Annotated in this window: 14 protein-coding genes; 7 read left to right on the plus strand and 7 right to left on the minus strand. The window is 69.6% G+C overall.

Annotated features, from left to right (window positions below):
* Nucleotide 1 precedes the first annotated feature (1 nt).
* From K2F54_RS07505 to ribH, 3 genes are read left to right on the plus strand one after another with little or no spacing between them, the layout of a single operon-like run.
* Nucleotides 2-670 (plus strand): riboflavin synthase, encoded by a 669-nt coding sequence (locus K2F54_RS07505; protein WP_220605243.1) that lies wholly within the window; start codon nucleotides 2-4, stop codon nucleotides 668-670.
* Entirely contained in the window at nucleotides 667-1929 is a 1263-nt protein-coding gene (gene ribA, locus K2F54_RS07510) for a GTP cyclohydrolase II (RefSeq protein WP_220605244.1), read from the plus strand. The genes K2F54_RS07505 and ribA overlap by 4 nt, the downstream gene beginning before the upstream one ends.
* Nucleotides 1926-2399, plus strand: a complete 474-nt coding sequence (gene ribH, locus K2F54_RS07515) for a 6,7-dimethyl-8-ribityllumazine synthase (RefSeq protein WP_220605245.1) — start codon at nucleotides 1926-1928, stop codon at nucleotides 2397-2399. The genes ribA and ribH overlap by 4 nt, the downstream gene beginning before the upstream one ends.
* 242 nt (nucleotides 2400-2641) lie before the next feature.
* Here ribH and K2F54_RS07520 read toward each other — a convergent pair whose 3' ends face one another.
* Complete coding sequence (locus K2F54_RS07520) at nucleotides 2642-3010, minus strand: response regulator transcription factor (RefSeq protein ID WP_220605246.1); 369 nt, start codon at nucleotides 3008-3010, stop codon at nucleotides 2642-2644.
* Nucleotides 3011-3135: 125 nt separating this feature from the next.
* Between K2F54_RS07520 and K2F54_RS07525 the strand changes: the two genes are divergently transcribed.
* The 4 genes from K2F54_RS07525 (at nucleotide 3136) to K2F54_RS07540 (ending at nucleotide 9055) form a co-directional block, all read left to right on the plus strand.
* Nucleotides 3136-4800 carry a sensor histidine kinase gene (locus tag K2F54_RS07525; protein ID WP_220605247.1) on the plus strand — a complete coding sequence of 555 codons (1665 nt, stop codon included), beginning with the start codon at nucleotides 3136-3138 and terminating at the stop codon, nucleotides 4798-4800.
* A gap of 126 nt (nucleotides 4801-4926) precedes the next feature.
* Nucleotides 4927-6282 (plus strand): MFS transporter, encoded by a 1356-nt coding sequence (locus K2F54_RS07530; RefSeq protein WP_220605248.1) that lies wholly within the window; start codon nucleotides 4927-4929, stop codon nucleotides 6280-6282.
* Nucleotides 6283-6636: 354 nt separating this feature from the next.
* Nucleotides 6637-6864, plus strand: coding sequence for a hypothetical protein (locus K2F54_RS07535; RefSeq protein WP_220605249.1), 228 nt, complete (start codon nucleotides 6637-6639; stop codon nucleotides 6862-6864).
* Nucleotides 6865-7120: 256 nt separating this feature from the next.
* Entirely contained in the window at nucleotides 7121-9055 is a 1935-nt protein-coding gene (locus K2F54_RS07540) for an ABC transporter ATP-binding protein (protein WP_220605325.1), read from the plus strand.
* A gap of 74 nt (nucleotides 9056-9129) precedes the next feature.
* Here K2F54_RS07540 and K2F54_RS07545 read toward each other — a convergent pair whose 3' ends face one another.
* From K2F54_RS07545 to K2F54_RS07570, 6 genes are all read right to left on the minus strand, one after another.
* Complete coding sequence (locus tag K2F54_RS07545) at nucleotides 9130-12225, minus strand: alpha-mannosidase (protein WP_220605250.1); 3096 nt, start codon at nucleotides 12223-12225, stop codon at nucleotides 9130-9132.
* 15 nt (nucleotides 12226-12240) lie between these two features.
* A complete protein-coding gene (locus K2F54_RS07550) occupies nucleotides 12241-13098 on the minus strand; it encodes a carbohydrate ABC transporter permease (protein ID WP_219901900.1) in 858 nt (285 codons plus the stop codon).
* Between the two features lie 4 nt (nucleotides 13099-13102).
* Nucleotides 13103-14053: a carbohydrate ABC transporter permease gene (locus K2F54_RS07555; protein WP_220605251.1), complete on the minus strand. Its 951-nt coding sequence runs from the start codon at nucleotides 14051-14053 to the stop codon at nucleotides 13103-13105.
* A gap of 3 nt (nucleotides 14054-14056) precedes the next feature.
* Nucleotides 14057-15418, minus strand: coding sequence for an extracellular solute-binding protein (locus K2F54_RS07560; protein ID WP_220605252.1), 1362 nt, complete (start codon nucleotides 15416-15418; stop codon nucleotides 14057-14059).
* 131 nt (nucleotides 15419-15549) lie between these two features.
* Nucleotides 15550-16749: an ROK family protein gene (locus K2F54_RS07565; RefSeq protein ID WP_220605253.1), complete on the minus strand. Its 1200-nt coding sequence runs from the start codon at nucleotides 16747-16749 to the stop codon at nucleotides 15550-15552.
* A 152-nt stretch (nucleotides 16750-16901) separates the two neighbouring features.
* Nucleotides 16902-18788, minus strand: a complete 1887-nt coding sequence (locus K2F54_RS07570) for a phosphoenolpyruvate carboxykinase (GTP) (RefSeq protein WP_220605254.1) — start codon at nucleotides 18786-18788, stop codon at nucleotides 16902-16904.
* Nucleotides 18789-18851 lie beyond the last annotated feature (63 nt).

The raw sequence follows: 18851 nt of genomic DNA on the forward strand, positions 1-18851 counted from the left end.
GATGTTCACCGGAATCATTGAGGAACTCGGCACCGTCGAGCGCATCGAGCGCACGGCGGATGCCGCCCGCCTCACCATCCGCGGCCCCCGCGCGGTCGACGGCGCCGGGCACGGCGACTCCATCTCGGTCAGCGGCGTCTGCCTCACCGTGGTGGAGCAGACCAGCGACACCTTCACCGCCGACGTGATGGCGCAGACCCTGTCGATGTCCACGCTCGCCGGTGTCACCGAGGGCACCCCGGTGAACCTCGAACGCGCCGCCCTGGTGGGCGGCCGCCTCGGCGGCCACATCGTGCAGGGCCACATCGACGGCACCGGCACGGTGCTGGCCGTCGTGCCCGGCGACGCCTGGCGCGTCGTGCGGTTCAGCCTCGATGCGGCTCTGGCGCCGCTGGTGGTGGACAAGGGCTCCATCGCCATCGACGGGGTCTCCCTCACGGTGAGCACCATCTCGCCGCCCGAGCTGCCCGACCAGTGGTTCGAGGTGTCGTTGATCCCCGAGACCCTCGCCGCCACCACGCTGGGCGGCCTGACCGTGGGCGACAGGGTCAACCTGGAGACCGACATCCTCGCCCGGCACGTGCAGCGGATGCTCGCCCTCGCGGCGAGCGCCGCCGCCCCCTCGACCGAAGCATCCGTACCATCCGCAGTTCTAAGGAGCACCTCATGAGCCTCGCCGACATCCCCACCGCACTGGCGGCACTCCGGCTCGGCAAGCCCGTCATCGTCGCCGACGACGAGGGCCGCGAGAACGAGGGCGACGTGATCATCTCCGCCCAGCTGGCCACCCAGGAGTGGATCGCCTGGACGGTGCGGCACTCGAGCGGCTTCATCTGCGCGCCGATGACCAACGACATCGCCGACACCCTCGACCTACCCGTGATGGTGCTCAACAACGAGGACCCGCGCGGCACCAACTACACGGTCACCGTCGACGCCGCCGACAGGTTGAGCACCGGCATCAGCGCCGCCGACCGGGCGCACACCCTGCGGGTGCTGGCCGAGCCGACGTCCACGCCGGCCAGCCTCAACCGGCCCGGCCACATCCTGCCCTTGCGGGCCGTGGACGGCGGGGTGCGGGAACGCGACGGCCACACCGAGGCCGCGGTGGACCTGATGAAGCTGGCCGGGCTCATCCCCGTCGCCGGCATCGCCGAGATCGTCGCCGAGGACGGCGAGATGATGCGCCTGCCCGGGCTGCTCGTGCTCGGCGAGCGCGAGGGCGTGCCGGTGATCACCATCGCCGACCTCATCGCGCACCTGCAGGAGTTCCACTGCGACGACGACCTCGCCTCGGTCAGTCCGATCCGCGAATCGCCGCGGGTGGACTTCGAGGTGGAGACCACGGTGCCCACCGAGCACGGCGCGTTCCAGATTCGCGCCTACCGCGACCGGATGACCGGGGCCGACCACGTCGCCATCGTCTCCGGCACCCCGCGGGACGGCGCCCTCGTGCGGGTGCACTCCGAATGCCTCACCGGCGAGGCCTTCGGCTCGCTCAAGTGCGAGTGCGGGCCGCAGCTGCAGGCCGCGCTGGACACCATCGACCGCGACGGCGGCGTCGTGGTCTACCTCCGCGGCCAGGAGGGTCGCGGCATCGGCCTGATCAACAAGCTGCGCGCCTACAAGCTGCAGGAGGACGGCCTGGACACCCTCGACGCGAACCTCGCGCTGGGCCTGCCGGCCGACTCCCGCGACTACGGCGCGGCCTCCGCCATCCTCGACGAACTGGGCCTGGGCTCGGTGCGGCTGCTCACCAACAACCCGGAGAAGGCGCGCCAGCTCCAGGCCTACGGCGTGACGGTCACCGAACGGGTGCCGCTGGTCGTGGGCGTCGGCAGCCACAACGAGGACTACCTCGCCGCCAAACGTGACCGCATGGGCCACGACATCTCAGCACACCAGATCGTGAAAGGACTCGCACTATGAGTGGAGCAGGCTCCCCCGACATCGCTGTCGACGGCACCGGACTGGAGGTCGTGATCATCGCCGGCCGCTGGCACGACGTGATCACCGACGGCCTCATCGCCGGGGCCACCCGGGTGCTCGAGGCCTCCGGGGCCCGGTACTCGCTGGTGCGGGTGCCCGGCAGCTTCGAGCTGCCCGTGGCGAGCAAGGTGGCGCTGGACAGCGGCGCCGACGCTGTCGTGGCGCTGGGGGTCATCATCCGCGGCGGCACCCCGCACTTCGAGTACGTCTCGGCGGCGGCGACGGACGGCCTCACCCGGGTGGCGCTGGACACCGGCAAGCCGGTGGGTTTCGGCGTGCTCACCCTCGACGACGAGCAGCAGGGCCTGGACCGGGCCGGGCTGCCCGGCTCGAAGGAGGACAAGGGCGAGGAGGCCGCGACCGCGGCGCTGGCCACGGCCGTGCTGCTCAAGGCCCTGCGCGAGCGCTAGGCCCTAGCTGTCTCGGGAGCCGCCACCCGCCCTGCACTCAGTCCCGGCCGTTCCCGGCCTTTCTGGTGCATAACTCCTGCAATTTCTCGGATGACGCGCATCCGGGCCCGGAATCACGCGGGAGTGCGGCCCCGCGACAAGAATCTGCAGGAGTTATGCGTCACGGCACGGGCCAGGCGCAGCAGGGCCGGACGGGGCAGAGCACTGGGCGGGACTGGGGAGCGGGGAGCGAGCGCTAGGCCCTAGCGGGGTTCCAGCAGCGCGGTGACCCGTTCGAGCAGGTCGTTGGCGCGGAACGGCTTGATCAGGTAGCCATCCGCGCCCGTCGCCATGGCCAGGGCGATGTCGCTGTCCTGCGACTTGGCGGTGAGCAGCAGGATGCGCGGCTGGGTCAGCGCGGTGTCGGCGCGAACCTGCGCGCACACCTCGATGCCCGTGAGCTTGGGCATCATCCAGTCCAGCACGATCAGCTCGGGCGAGCCGGCTCGGGCGGCCGCGAGGCCCTCCTCGCCGTCGCCGGCCTCGGACACCTCGTGCCCGGCACGGCGCAGCTTGTGGCCGATCAGGGCCCTGACGTCCTCGTCGTCCTCGACGATCAAAATGCGTGGCATGCGGCGTGTCCCCTGGTTCGGCGTTCGATCTTTCGCGCCTGTCACCCGCACTGGGCACACGACACGCTACGTTGACATTATCCAATCGCGCCGCGGTCGGTTTCACAGGGGGAGACACCACGCCGGTGAACAATCTCGTCGCGTCACTCTGGGCCGCGCCGCGCCAGTGGCGGTACGCGGCGATACTCCTGCTGCTGGTGGTGGCCTACGGCCTCGGCGTTGCCGCGCTGGCCGCGCCCAACGCCGAGTTCGGGGTCGCCGCCTGGTGGCCCGCCGCCGCGGCTAGCGTGCTCGCCATGTGTGTGGCCAGGGGCCGGGAACGTTGGGCGGTGGCGCTATTGGTGGCCCTGGTCAGCGTGGCCTCGAACCTCGGCGGCGGCCGCGCCCTGCCCGTGGCCCTCGGTTTCGGGCTGGCCAACGCGCTCGAGGCGGTCGTGGTCACCGGCATTCTGGCGTCCCGCGACGAACCGGCCCGGCTGCACACCGTGCGCGACGTGCTCGGCTTCGTGATCGCGGTGCTCTGCGGGGCCGTGACCATCGGGCTCGTCGCCGCGAGCACCCTGGTCCTGTTCGCGGATGCCGACTTCGGCGCGGTGCTGCTCTCGGCCATCCCCTCACACGCGTTCGCGGTCTTCGTGCTCGTTCCGCTCGCCCTGGTGCAGAAGGGCCGCGGCCGGCCGGAGCGCCGCCTGGAGCTGCTCATCCATGTGGGTGTGCTGCTGCTGGTGCTCGGCGTGGCGTACGGACCGGGCCGGTCACTGCCGATCTCCTTCCTGATCCTGCCGCTGCTGACCTGGGCCGCATTCAGGTTCGGCATCAGGATCGTGGCCTGGGAGCTGTGCGGCACGGCGCTGGTCGCGTCGGGCCTGACGTCGATGGGTATCGGCTACTTCACCTCCGGCCAGGGCACCGCCATCGGCACCACCGGGTCCTTCGTTCAGATCTTCCTGGTCACCTTCGCCAGCTCAATGCTGCTGCTGGCTGCCGAGCTGGCGCAGCGGGACGACCTGCTCGCCCGGGAACGGGACGTGGTGCAGGCCCTGCGCGAGCTCAACCGGCAGAAGGACGACTTCGTCTCGTCGGTCAGCCACGAGCTGCGCACCCCGATCACGAGCATCCTGGGCTTCGCCGAGGAGCTCGAGGACACCGCGCTCGACGCCGACCAGGCCCGGTTCACCCGGGTGATCGTGCGCAACTCGCACCGGCTGGCGCAGCTGGTGGAGGACCTGCTCGACCTCTCCAAGATGAGCACCCAGACCGACGCCGGCCAGGCCGAACCGGTTGACCTGGCGGCGCTGGTGACCGAGTGCGTCGAGGAACTGGCCCCGCAGGCGCACGCCGCCGGGGTACGTCTGACCGCCGAGTTCGGTGCCGGACCGTTCAACGTGCGCAGTTCGGTGTCCGACCTGCGCCGGGTGCTCACGAACCTGGTCTCGAACGCCGTCAAGTTCACGCCCCCGCACGGCCAGGTCTGGGTCGGCTGCACCGTCGACGCCGACGGCGTGCTGCTCACCGTCAGCGACAACGGCGTCGGCATCCCGCCGCAGGACATCGAGCGGGTCTTCGACAGGTTCTTCAGATCGGCCAGCGCCGAGTTGCTGGCGGGCACCGGACTGGGGCTCCCCCTCACGAAGGGACTCGTCGACAGGCTCGGCGGCACCATCGACCTGCAGTCCGACGGACGCACCGGCACCCACGTCACCGTCGCCCTCCCCCGTGTCCCGGCGCTGCGCATCGCGAGCGCCGCTGCCCCCGCGGCCGATTCGTCGGGCGCCGCGGCGCGAATGTAGGCTGAATCCGGCCGCCACAAGCGGCCGCCCTCGTCCTGAAACGTCCCCGTCCGCCCCCAGACGACTGACCGCCGTCTCGCGCCCAGACTCAGCCACGCCATCCCCTTCTTTCGGAGCGCCACACCTATGTCAGCATCCACCGCGGCGGCCACAGCCGCCGCCCCCGCGCCCACGAACCCGCGCAGTCGAGTCATCCTGGCCAGCCTCATCGGCACCACGATCGAGTTCTATGACTTCTACGTCTACGCCACCGCCGCGGTCCTGGTCTTCCCGCACCTGTTCTTCCCGTCCGGTAACGAGACCGCGGCCCTGCTCGCCTCGTTCGCGGTGTTCGGCGCCGCCATGGTGGCCCGCCCGCTCGGCGCCCTGTTCTTCGGCCACTTCGGTGACAAGAAGGGCCGCAAGGCCACCCTGGTCGGCGCGCTGCTCACGATGGGCATCGCCACCTTCCTGATCGGGCTGCTGCCCACCTACGCCATGGTCGGCTGGCTCGCCCCGGCGATGCTGGTGATCCTGCGCCTGGCCCAGGGCTTCGCGCTCGGCGGCGAGTGGAGCGGCGCGGCCCTGGTCGCCACCGAGAACGCACCCAAGGGCAAGCGCGCCTGGTACGGCACCTTCCCGCAGGTCGGCGCGCCGCTGGGCTTCATCATCGCGAACGGCCTGTTCCTGCTCATCGCCGTGCTGCTGCCCTCCGACGACCCGACCCGGCCGTCGGACGCGTTCCTCGAGTGGGCCTGGCGCATCCCGTTCCTGTTCAGCGCGTTCATGGTGATCGTGGGCCTCTGGGTGCGCCTGCGCCTGGTGGAGAGCGACGCGTTCACCAAGATCGTCACCACCAAGAAGGTCGCCAAGCTGCCGCTCGCCGCGGTTTTCAAGTCCAACTGGCGTGAACTCATCCTGGGCACCTTCATCATGCTGGCCACCTACGTGCTGTTCTACCTGATGACCACGTTCAGCCTCAGCTACGGCCGTGCCGCAACGGATGCGCCGGTGGCGGGCCTGGGTTACAGCTACACGACCTTCGTGCTGATGATGATCGGCGGCGTCGTGTTCTTCGGCATCTTCACCCTCGCCTCCGGCCCCTGGGCCGACAGGTTCGGCCGCCGCCGCACGCTGCTCTGGGTGACCGCGGGCATCGTGGTGTTCGGGTTCCTCTTCGTGCCGCTGCTGGGCGCCGGGTTCCTCGGCGTGATGGTGTTCCTGGTGCTCGGCTTCACCCTGATGGGCATGACGTTCGGCCCGATGGGCGCGCTGCTGCCCGAGCTGTTCCCCACCCAGGTGCGCTACACCGGCTCCGCGTTCGCGTACAACATGAGCTCGATCCTCGGCGCGGCCGTGGCCCCGTTCATCGCGGTGTGGCTGTGGACCCTCGGCGAGGGCAGCCCGTTCTGGGTGGGCATCTACCTCTCGGTGATGGGCCTGATCACCCTGGTGGCGCTGTACCTGAGCCGCGAGACCCGCGACCTCGACCTCGAGCGCTAACCGGCGCGGCAGACCCGCCCTGGTTCGCACCTGAAGTGCGCCGCGACTTCGGTCGCGGCGCACTTCGTCGTCGCGGCGCGCAGCTGTTGCTCGCGGCGCAGGTTATTGCTCGCGGCGCAGGTTGTTGCTCGCGGCGCAGGTTGTTGCTCGCGGCGCAGGTTATTGCGAGACATAAGATGCGCCACGAGACGTAAGGTGCGCCACGAGACGTAAGGTGCGCCGCGAGACGAAAGGTGCGCCACGAGACACAAGGTCCGCCACGACACATAAAGTGCGCCGCGAGAAGAATGGAGCGCAGTCCTGGCGCGTCAACGCCGGTTGACAGTCGGCATCCGTGTCAATTACGGTTGACACATGTTGGATGACACTGGACGAACCCTGGTGGGTGACGCGGGCTCGCGCGACCCGATCGACGTGCTGCGGGCGATCAAAGCCCAACGCCACGAGCTCGACCGCGCCGAGGCCCTCGCGGTGCGGCGGGCACGCAACGCGAACGCCTCCTGGCAGCTGATCGCCCTGGCGCTCGAGGTCTCCCGGCAGGCCGTGCACAAGAAGTATGGCGGCAGTCGCCGCAAGGACTGATTTTCCCGACCCGCACGGGCCACCGATCAGCCCTCTCGTGGGCTCCCCGGTGCACAACTCCTGCAGATCCCTCGAAACCTCCTCCAGATTTGCCGCCTGACCGGGATCGGCCGAAATACAGCAGGAGTTATGCCCGCGCACCGCCGGGCACAGGCCGCACGGGACCGCGCAACGCGCGAGTTAAGCTCGACTGGTGAGTACGACATCCCCCGGCACCGCCTCGTCCGAGACCCCCGCACCGAAATCCCGTTCCCGGATGGGCCGTCGCGGCGCACCGGCCGAGGGGCCGCGGGCATCCTTCAGCCAGCTGCTGCCCTACCTGACCGAGCACAAGGCCGTGCTCAGCGTGGTTGTGGTGCTCAGCGTGCTCGGCGCCGCCGCGAGCCTGGCCCAGCCGCTGCTGGTGAGCCAGGTGATCACCCTCGTCGAGGCCAACGACCCGCTCGACGGCATCGTCGGCGCCCTCGTTGCGCTCGTCGTGGTCTCCGCGTTGATCAGCGGCTACCAGCACTACCTGCTGCAGCGCACCGGCGAGGGTGTGGTGCTCTCCAGCCGCCGCCGCCTGATCGGGCGGATGCTCAACCTGCCGATCAGCCAGTTCGACGCCCGCCGCACCGGCGACCTGGTCTCCCGGGTGAGCTCGGACACCACCCTGCTGCGCGCCGTACTCACCCAGGGCGCGGTCGAGGCCATCGGCGGCTCACTCACCTTCATCGGCGCGATCATCGCGATGCTCATCATCGACCCGGTGCTGCTGGGCCTGACGGTGCTCGTGATCGCGGTGTCGGTGGTCACGGTGGTGTTGCTGTCCCGGCGCATCCGCACCGCCAGCCTGGCCGCGCAGACCAAGGTCGGCGACCTGGCCGCCAGCATCGAACGCGCCATCAGCGCCGTGCGCACGGTGCGCGCCGCCAACGCCACCGCGCGCGAGATCGCGGTGGTCGAGAAGGACGCCGAGGGTGCCTGGCAGATGGGCATCAAGGTCGCCAAGGTCTCGGCCCTGGTCGTGCCGATCGCCGGCATCGCCCTGCAGGTGTCGCTGCTCGTGGTGCTCGGCGTCGGCGGCTTCCGGGTCGCGGACGGCAGCATCACCATCGCGAACCTGGTCTCGTTCATCCTGTTCCTGTTCATGATGATCATGCCGCTGGGCCAGTTCTTCGGCGCGATCACCTCGGTGAACTCGGCGCTCGGTGCGCTCGGCCGCATCCAGGAGATCATCGACCTGCCCAGCGAAGACCAGTTCGACCGCGACATCGCGCCGCTGGCCATTGTCGTGGGCGCCGCCAACGCCAAGGTCAACCCGGAGGCCCCGGCGATCTCGTTCGAGGACGTACGGTTCCACTACGCGCCCACCGTGCTCGCCACAACGGATGCCGTCACCGGCGAGCCGCTCGTGCAGCCGGGGCCGGTCGCCCAGGCGGTCCTCGCCGCCGAGGACGGCACCACCCCCGACGCCACGACCGAGTTCGCCGGCCCGGCTGCCGCCGCTGAAGCCGCCCCCGCCGCCCCGACGCCGGTGCTGCGCGGAGTCTCGTTCAGCGCCCCGCGGGGCCTCCGCACCGCGCTGGTCGGCCCGTCCGGCGCCGGCAAGAGCACCATCCTCGCCCTGATCGAGCGGTTCTACGACGCCGACTCGGGCGTGGTGCGACTCGGCGGCCTCGACATCCGCAGCCTGGACCGCACCGACCTGCGCGCGCAGATCGGCTACGTGGAGCAGGACGCTCCCGTGCTGGCCGGGTCGCTGCGCGACAACCTCACCCTGGCCACGCCGGATGCCACCGACGAGCAGTGCGTGGCCGTGCTGCACGCCGTGAACCTCGGCGAGGTGCTCGACCGCGACCCGGCCGGGCTCGGCGCGGCGGTCGGCGAGGACGGCGTCAAGCTCTCCGGCGGCGAACGCCAGCGCCTGGCCATCGCCCGGGCGCTGCTCGCGGCGCCGCCGATCCTGCTGCTGGACGAGTCGACCTCGAGCCTGGACGGCATGAACGAACAGCTGATGCGCGAGGCCATCGACGCCGTCGCGGTGGACCGCACCCTGATCGTGATCGCGCACCGGCTCTCCACCGTGGTGGACTCGGACCAGATCGTGGTGCTCGACCACGGCGAGGTCGTCGGCACCGGCACCCACTCCGAGCTGGTGCTCTCCACGCCGCTGTACCGCGACCTCGCCAAGCACCAGCTGCTGGTCTAACCACCCCCGCGAAAGCGGCCGTGTGGCTGCTTCGGCACCCACGAAGCAACCACTTCGCCGCTCTCGCGAGACGGCTAGGGGCGGATGAAGCGCAGGGTGACGATTTCGAACGGGCGCAGGGTGAGGGTGAGCTCCTGCGACAGCCCGGGGAGTTGCGGCTCGGACGACTCCTCGGCCGGCGGGGTTCCCTCGGCGAGCTCGACGCGGGGCTCGGCCAGCGGGCGCTCGAGCAGGTCGGTCTCGACCACATCCGTCGCCTCGAAGTGCCGGATGAGCCGCGCCGTCGACCGGTTGCCGTGCGCCTCGTAGAGCCGCACGATCAGGTCGCCGCTCCGGTCCTCGGCGAGTTTGACCGCCTCGACCACCACGGCCGGATTGTCGATCCGCAGCAGGGCCTCGACGGTCGCATCGGCCACCCCGGTCACGGTGCGGACCGGCAGGTTCAGCCGGTAGCCCTCGGCCACGGCCTCGGGAATACCGGAGTCCACCCGCAGGGAGACCTGCAGCTCGTGCCGGCCCTGGTCGGCGGCGGGGTCGGGGAACACCGCCGCGCGCAGCAGCGACAAACGCACCGTGGTCGCGGACCGGCCCGCGCCGTCCGGGGACCGGCTGATGTCGTGCCCGTAGGTGGAGTCGTTGCCCACGGCCACCCCGTAGCCGGGCTCGCCCACGTGCACCCAGCGGTGCGCGACGGTCTCGAAGCGGGCGGCATCCCAGGAGGTGTTGGTGTGCGTGGCCCGGAAGACGTGGCCGAACTGGATCTCCGAGGCGGCCCGGTCGGCAATCACGTCGAGCGGGAACGCCAGTTTGAGCAGCTTCTGCCGTTCGTGCCAGTCCAGGTCGAAGTGCAGGTCCACCGCCGGCGACCCCGCCGACAGGGTGATGTCCTCGACCACGCGGGACGAACCGAAGGAACGGGTGACCCGCACTCGGACCCGTTCGGGCGTGTCCAGGATCACCTCGACGGACTCGGCCGCGGTCAGGTCGACGGTGTTGCGCTTGTAGTGTTCGTCGATGTCCCAGGCGTCCCACTGGGTGGGGGTGTCCCGGTGCAGCTGCAGCAGGTTGCTCCGGGCGCCCGCCGGCACCAGCTCGCGTTGCGCGATGACATCCCAGACCGAGCTGAACAGCCCGTCGGCGTCGATGGTGACGGCCACGAGCCCATTGTCGAGCACCAGGCCCGCCGCCGTGCGGGTCAGGGTGACGTCGGCCGCCGGCGCCGCCGGATCGGGGTGGGCGGCATCCGCGCCGGCCAGGCCCGCCACGCCGTCGAGGGAATACGGGCCCGCGTTCAGCAGCACGGTGCCGTCGCCGGCGGAGCACAGCTGCCGCACCGTCGTCTCGATCAGCTCGGTCAGCGTGGCCGCGACGGCGGCGTAGTTGCGTTCGGCTTCCTGGTGCACCCAGGCGATGGAGGAGCCGGGCAGGATGTCGTGGAACTGTTGCAGCAGCACGGTGTGCCAGGTCTGCTCGAGCAGGTCGTAGGGGTACGCGACGCCCGAGCGCACGGCTGCCGTGGCCGCCCACAGTTCGGCCTCGCGCAGCAGGTGCTCGCTGCGGCGGTTGCCGCGTTTGGTGCGCGCCTGGGAGGTGTAGGTGCCCCGGTGGAACTCGAGGTACAACTCGCCGAGCCACACCGGCGGTTCGGGATACTCCGCTTCGGCCGCCTCGAAGAAGCGGCGCGGGCTAGACAGTTCAACCGTCGGCGAGCCTTCCAGCGACGCGGTTCGGCGGGCGGCGGCGATCATCTCCGTGGTCGGTCCGCCGCCGCCGTCCCCCCATCCGAATGGCACGAGCGATGTGTTGGCCGTCCCCTTTTCGGCATACTGGTGCTCCGCTCGAGCCAGCTCCTCCCCCGACAACTCCGCGTTATACGTGTCGACGGGAGGGAAGTGTGTGAAAATCTGGGTGCCGTCGATGCCTTCCCACCGGAAGGTGTGGTGCGGCATCAGGTTGGTCTCGTTCCACGAGGTCTTCTGGGTCAGGAACCAGCGGGACCCGGCCGCCGCCACGATCTGCGGCAACGCCGCCGAGTAGCCGAACGAGTCCGGCAGCCACACCTCGAGGGGTTCGACGCCGAATTCCTCCATGAAGAAGCGCTTCCCGGCCACGAACTGGCGGGCCAGGGCCTCGCCGCCGGGCATATTGGTGTCCGACTCGACCCACATCCCGCCCACCGGCACGAAGGTGCCGGCCGCGACCTGCGCCTTGACCCTGGCGAACAGCTCCGGGTAGTGCTCCTTGAGCCAGGCGTATTGCTGAGCGGATGAGGCGGCGAAGGTGAAGTCGGGGTTCTGCTCGATCAGGGCCAGCACGTTGGAGAAGGTGCGGGCGACCTTGCGCACGGTTTCCCGCACCGGCCAGAGCCAGGCGCTGTCGATGTGCGCGTGCCCAACGGCGTGCAGGTGGTGGGCGCTCGCGTTCGCCGGTCGGGCGAGCACCTCGGCGAGCGCGGCGCGACCCCGCTCGGCGGTGCCCACCACGTCATCCGGGTCCACGGCGTCGATGCTGCGTTCGAGAGCCCGCAGGATCTCCGCCCGCCGGGCCAGACCCTGGGGAAGTTCCCGCATGAGACCCGTCAGGGTCCAGAAGTCCTGCAGGAGCTCCCACACGGTCTGGTCCGTGAGGACCACGTCCACCTGCCGAAGCCGGTAGATCGGGGTGGCCCCGGCCGTGGCGGGGTCGCCCTTGTCGGTGGCGACGAAGGTGAAACCGGAGGTGACATCCGGGTTGGCGGCCGCCTCGATGTAGAGGTCGATGCGCCCGCCGGGTCCCGTCGTCAGCGGCACGTTGCGGTTGCGGGGCTCGACGGCCTTGAGGATGACGCCGTCCGGGGACCAGACCAGGCCTTCGGCCTGGAAACCCGGTGTCGCCGTGCTGAAGCCCAGATCGACCTGTAGTTCGACCCGGAGGGCGTCATCGACCGGCCACTGGGCCGGAACGCTGCCGGTGACGTGCAACCAGGTCGTCCCCCACGGGCGGCCCCAGGCCCGGCCGGTGCCGAAGGGGCTGTAGTCCTGGCGGATGGCGTCGGCGAACGGCACCGGCTCACCCGGGGCATCCCAGGATTCAACGGTCAGGGGCGCGGCGGCCCGGTTGAGGGCTGGGCGGAGCCGTTCCCGCACGAACCGGCTGATCCGCAACTCCACGAGTGTGCTGTCATCATGCATGACTGGTACCGCTCCCTAACCCTTGATCGCGCCTGACATGGTGAATGACCCGCCCATGCCGCGGGAAACGAGGACGTAGAGCAGGATCACCGGAACCGAATACAGCACCGAGAACGCGGCGAGCTGACCGTAGGCGATGGCCCCGTACTGGCCGAAGAAGCTGTAGATGCTCACCGCGGCCGGCTGCTTGCTCGGCGAGAGCAGCAGCACGAACGGCACGAAGAAATTGCCCCAGGCCTGAATGAACACGAAGATGAACACCACGCTCAGACCCGGCCGCATCAGCGGCACGACGATGCGCCGGAGGGCGTTCATCGCGGATGCCCCGTCGACCCAGGCGGCTTCCTCCAGGCTGACCGGGACCGAGTCCATGAAGTTCTTGGTCATCCAGATGGCCATCGGCAGCGAGGTCGCGGCCATGAAGAAGATCGTGGCGGGAATCGAATCCAGCAGATTCAGCCGGACGAACAGGCTGTACACCGGCACCATGATCGCGGTGATGGGCAGGCAGGTGCCGAACAGGACGCCGTACATGAACGGTTTGTTGAACCGCATGGTGTACCTGGAGAGCGGGTAGGCGGCCAGCACCGACGCCAACACGGTGACCACGGCGGCGCCGCCGGAGAGCAGGAGGCTGTTCCAGAGCGGCAGGAAGGTCAGCTCGGGGTTGAACACCGCGGCGAAGTTGGCCAGGGACAGCTGCTCGGGGATCTGGGTCTGGTAGGTGGCCTTGACATCGAGGGAGGCCAGGACCAGCCAGGCCAACGGCAGCAGGAAGCACAGCGCGATCACGATGAGTACGGCGTTGGCCAGGATCGCGGCGGTGGCCTTGCGGGGCGAGGCGACCGAGCTGGCGAGGGTGCTGACGGTCATCGGTTCAGACCTTTTCTGGGCGCAGCGCCCGAATGTAGACCAGCGAGAAGGCGGCGCCGATGAGCAGCATGACCGTCGCGATGGCGGTGCCGTAGCCGATGTCCCCGAACTTGAAGGCCTCCTGGAACGCCATGATCGGCAGGGTGGTGCTTTCGTTGCCGGGTCCGCCGGCTGTCATCACCCAGATCAGGGTGAACACCGACAGCGTCTGCAGGGTGATCAGCATCAGGTTGGTGGCGATGCTGTTCTTGATCATCGGGATGGTGATCCAGGTGAGGCGCTTGATGCCGTCGGCGCCGTCGATCATGGCGGCCTCCGTCACCTCCACCGGCACATCGTTCAGCGCCGCCCGGTAGACCATCATCGAGAACGCGGTGCCCCGCCAGGCGTTGGCCAGGATGATCGACAGCATCGGAAAGCTGTACAGCCAGTTCGGTCCGGTCATCCCCGCCGCGGCGAGCACCTGGTTCAGGGTGCCGTCCTCGCTGAAATAGGCGTAGGCGACGAAGGCGGCGACGATCTCGGGCAGTACCCAGGCCGCGACGACGGCCGTGCCGACCACGGCGCTGACCACCGTGCTGGCCCGGTTCATCAGCAGGGCGATGCCCAGGCCGAGGAAGTTCTGTCCGACGATGGCTGAGGCGACCACGAACACGAAGGTCAGCCACAGCGACAGCGGAAAGACCGGGTCCTTGAACAGGGTGAGGTAGTTGTCCAGGCCCACCCACTGCGGGTCCTGCGCGCTCGAGCCGGTGAGGGCCGCGTCGGTGAAGGACCCGTAGAACGACCAGATGACCGGCCCGAGCAGGAAGATCGCGAGGAGCACGACGGCCGGCGCCAGGGGCAGCACCCGGGTCAGGGTGCGTCCCCGGGGCCGCCGGCGCGGGCCGGAACCCGAAGGTCCCGGCCCGGTCGCGGTCTCACGGGGAGAGCGGGATACGGTCTCGGCTGACATGGACTACTTCGTGGTGACCTTGTCGGCGCCCACGATGCCCTCCACGGCGGTGTCGTACGCGGCCGCCGCCTCATCCACGCTCATCTGCCCGGTGATGACGGCCTCGGTGGCCGCCTGCACTTCGGCGGAGATCTTGGAGTAGTCGCTCGTCGCCGGCCGGTAGTGGGTCACGTCGACCAGCGCGGTCACGTCGGCCACGAACGGGTTGGCGGCGAGGTAGGTCGGTTCGCTGGCGACATCCGTGCGCACGGCGATCTGGGAATTGTTGATCGCGTACCAGAGTGCGTTCTCCTGGCTCACGGCCAGGGCGAGGAAGTCGAACGCGAGGTCGGCGTCGGCCGTCTTCGCTCCCACGGCGAGGGTCCAGCCGCCCGACATGCTCACGCCCCCGGGTGCCTCACCGTTCTGGGTGGGGAACGTCGCGACGGCCATGTCCTCGGTGTACGCCGGCCACTCGTAGGAGCCGCCGCTCTGCCAGAACGACGGGGTGTACGAGCCTTCGACGGTGCCGCCGAGCTTGCCCTGCGGGAACAGCTCGCCGAAGACCTTCTTCCACACGTTCGGGTCCAGCGCCTCGGACGGGTCCAGGGCGAGCTTCTCCGTGTAGAGCGTCTGCAGGAACTCGAGGGAGTCCTTGAACCCCTGGGATTCGACCACCCATTTCTGGTCGTCCTCGTTGTAGAGGGTGTCGCCGGTGCCGTAGAGCAGCTCGTAGAAGCTCTGCATCACGGTGCCCTCCCCGGTGCCCTTGCCGGCGTACATGTTGAACGGCACCACATCGGGCTGGCTGGCCTGGATGGCGCGGGCCGCGGTCAGGATGTCGTCCCAGGTTTCCGGCTGCCACGGCAGCTCGATGCCCGCGGCGGCGAAGACCGGTTTGCTGTACCAAATGCCCCGGGTGTCGGTGCCCAGCGGAACGGCGTAGACGCTGCCGTCATCGCCCATCCCGGCGGCCTTGGCGCCCTCGCTGAACTGCCCCCACTCGTCCCAGTCGGCGAGCTGGTCGTCGATGTTGAGCAGGTATCCCGCGTCGATGTCGGAGCGCAGCCGGAAGGTGTCCTCGTAGAACACGTCGGGTGCGGTCTCGGCGGACTTCTGCGAGAGCGCGAGCTTGGTGGAGTAGTCGTCGTCATTGGCCTGGATCGGCTCGAGCTCGACGGTGACTCCGGGGTTCGCGGCCTCGAACTCCGGCTTGATCTTGGTGAACAGCTCGTCCAGAGCCGTGAAGGAATCGGTCTTCTGGTACACGATCTTCAGAGATTGGCTGTCACCGTCGGCGTTGCCCCCGGCAGCCGTACAGCCCGCCAGCGCAACCATCGAGGTTGCCGCCAACACGGACAGGGCGAGTTTTGCGTTGCGATGCATGGTGCTCCTTTGCTCCAGCTCGTGCCCCCCAAACGCTGACCGGCCCAGTTACCGGCAGGTGGCATACAGGAATACTAAATCGAATGGATAAATTCGCACAAGGGCCTGGCGGCACCTTTATCGAGCTGTGACTAACCGAGGATCAGCCGGGCCGCGCGTGGTGCGAGCGCGTGGTCAAGCACCAGGCAGGCGGCGCCGACCGCGCCGACGTCCTCGCCGACACCCGTGCCCGTCACCTCGATGCGGTGGATGCTCCTGGCGACCGTCAGCTCGTCCAACAGGCCGGGTATCCGGCGCAGGTACACCCGGCTCAGCCGCGACCAGTACGGCCCGCCGAAGACCACCCGGTCGACGTCGAGCAGGTTTGTGAGCACGGACACCGCTTTCGCGACCCGGCCGGCGGACTGCTCCAGAACGGTCAGCGCCGCGGCCGACCCGCCCTCGGCGAGCGAGCACAGGGCCGAGAACTGCACATCGGTCTCTCGGGCATCCGCGTTCGGCTTCGACGCGGTCAGCACGCCGAGCCCGATCGCCGCCCGCACCAGGCTCTGCGGGGTGCAGGTGACCGCGACACAGCCCCGAAGCCCGCAACCGCATTGCGGACCGTCGGGATCGACGATGATGTGGCCGATTTCTCCGGAGTTGTGCGAGCTGCCGCGCACGACCTCGTCGCGCAGCACCACGCCAGCCCCGATGCCGGTGCCGAGGTAGAAGAACACGAAGCTGCCCACCCCGCTGGGCCCGCCCGCCCACATTTCGGCCACGGCGGCCGCGGTGACGTCCTTGTCGACGAGCACCTCGAAGCCGGTCGCCTGGGCGAGGGCATCACGCAGCGGCACCAGGTGCCAGCCGAGCAGGTGCGGCGGATCGACGACGGTTCCCCGCTCGGGGTCGATCGGCCCCGGCGTCGCGACGCCGAGCCCGGCGATCTTGGCGCGGTCCACTCCGGCCTCACGGATCAGCCGTTCGATCTCCTCCGAGATGTGACGGATGACGTGTTCAGGGTCGCTGGCCGCGGGTGTGGCGCTGCGCGATCGGTGCACGACGGCTCCGGTGAGGTCGAGGATCGCGAAGGTCATCACCGCCGGGTCGAGGTGCACGCCAACGGCATACACGCCGCCGGGGTTCAGCTTCAGGATCGTGCGCGGCTTGCCGGGACCGCTGCTGGCCTTGCCGGCTTCGAGCACCATGTCCTGGTCCAGCAGCCGGCGACAGATGTTGGAGACGGTCTGCGCGGACAGCCCGGTGGAGTGCCCCAGTTCCACCCGGCTGAGGCCGTTGACCGAGCGGCGGATCGCGTCGAGCACGACGGCGGTATTGAAGTCGCCCATCCGGGGCAGGTTCGTGCCACGCCGCGCCCGCAGATCACCATCTGGAACCACGGATCCACCTCATCGCTTACCTCGGGATGACTAAATCCTATTCCGTCACCGAGGCAAACCACTGAGCGCAGGCCGCCGCGAGGTGCGCGGGCTACGCGCCGCTAGGTGGCCAGGTGGTAGCGCAGGCTGGCGAGCTCGGAGCGCAGCGCGGGCGGCACCCGGCCGCCGAACCGGCCGAAGAACTCCTCGGTGAGGTCGCACTCTGCCAGCCAGGAGGCCGGGTCGATGCGGAACAGCTGCTCGAGGGCATCCGGTGTCAGGTCGAGACCGTCGACGTTGATGGCGCCGGGCACCGGCATCCGGCCGATCGGGGTGTCGACGGCGTCGACACTGCCTTCGACCCGGCGAATGATCCACTCGAGCACCCGGGAGTTCTCGCCGAAGCCCGGCCAGAGGAAGCTGCCGTCCTCGCCCTTGCGGAACCAGTTGACCTGGAAGATCGCGGGCGCCTTCGCGCCAAGGCCCCGGCCGACCCGCAGCCAGTGCGCCCAGTAGTCGGCCATGTTGTAGCCGCAGAACGGCAGCATCGCGAACGGGTCCCGGCGCAGCTCGCCCACGGTGCCCTCTGCGGCGGCGGTCTTCTCCGAGGAGATGGTGGCGCCCATGAACACGCCGTGCTTCCAGCTGCGGGCCTCCGCGACCAGCGGCACGTTGGTGGCGCGGCGGCCGCCGAACAGAATGGCGTCGATCGGGACCCCACCGATGTCTTCCCAGCTGTCGGCGATCGACGGGCACTGCGCCGCCGGCACGGTGAAGCGGGAGTTGGGATGCGCGGCGGGGCGACCGGACCCGGGCGTCCAGGAGTTGCCCTCCCAGTCGGTGAGGTGCGCGGGCGGGGTGTCGGTCAGGCCCTCCCACCAGACGTCGCCGTCGTCGCGGAGGGCGACGTTGGTGAAGATGGTGTTGCCCCACACGGTCTGCACGGCGGTGGGGTTGGTCGTCTCGCCGGTGCCGGGGGCGACGCCGAAGAACCCGGCCTCGGGGTTGATCGCCCAGAGCCGGCCGTCGTCGCCGGGCCGCAGCCAGGCGATGTCGTCGCCGATGGTCTCCACCTTCCAGCCGGTGATGGTGGGCTGCAGCATCGACAGGTTGGTCTTGCCGCAGGCCGACGGGAACGCGGCGGCCACGTGGTACGTGCCGCCCTCCGGGGACGTGACCTTGATCAGCAGCATGTGCTCGGCCAGCCAGCCCTCGTCGCGGGCCATCACCGAGGCGATCCGCAGCGCGAACGACTTCTTCGACAGCAGCGCGTTGCCGCCGTAGCCGGAGCCGAACGACCAGACCTCGCGGGATTCGGGGAACTGCACGATGTACTTGGTGTCGTTGCAGGGCCAGGTGACGTCGGCCCGGCGGGCGCCCAGTGCGTCGACGAGCGGGAAGCCCACGCTGTGCACCGTGCGCACCCACGGGGTGCCGGCCTCGATCTGGTGTAGCACGGCCCGGCCCATCCGCGTCATGATGCCCATGTTCAGCACCACGTAGGGCGAGTCGGTGAGCTCCACGCCGAGCTGCGAGATGGGGCCACCGAGCGGACCCATCGAGAACGGCACCACGTACATCGTGCGGCCGCGCATGCTGCCGGCGAAGACCCCGTTCAGCTCGGCGCGCATCTGGGCGGGGTCGGCCCAGTTGTTGGTGGGGCCGGCATCCTCACGCAGGGTGGAGCAGATGAAGGTGCGGTCCTCCACCCGGGCCACATCGGTCGGGCTGGTGCGGGCGAGGAAGCTGTTGGGCCGCCATTCCGGGTTGAGCCGGATGAGCTTGCCCTCGGCGACGAGCTGCTTGGACAGCACGTCGGCCTCCTGCGCGGTGCCGGTGCACCAGACGATATCGTCGGGCTGGGTGAGGCGGGCCATCTCGTCGACCCAGGCCTGCAGGGCGGGGTCGGTCGTGCCGGTCGGGGCGCCGTAGAGGGGCGCGCCCCCGGCGGTCTGGACGGCGGGGGTGTGGGCGCGGATCGTGTCGGGGCCGGGGTGCGTGACGGTCATGGTCTGGCCTTCCTCAGTGTGCGGACGGGGCGGAAAGTGTCGGGCAGGAACGCTAATTTCGTC

It is taken from the genome of Cryobacterium inferilacus, from assembly GCF_019599185.1.
Lineage (GTDB): Bacteria > Actinomycetota > Actinomycetes > Actinomycetales > Microbacteriaceae > Cryobacterium > Cryobacterium inferilacus.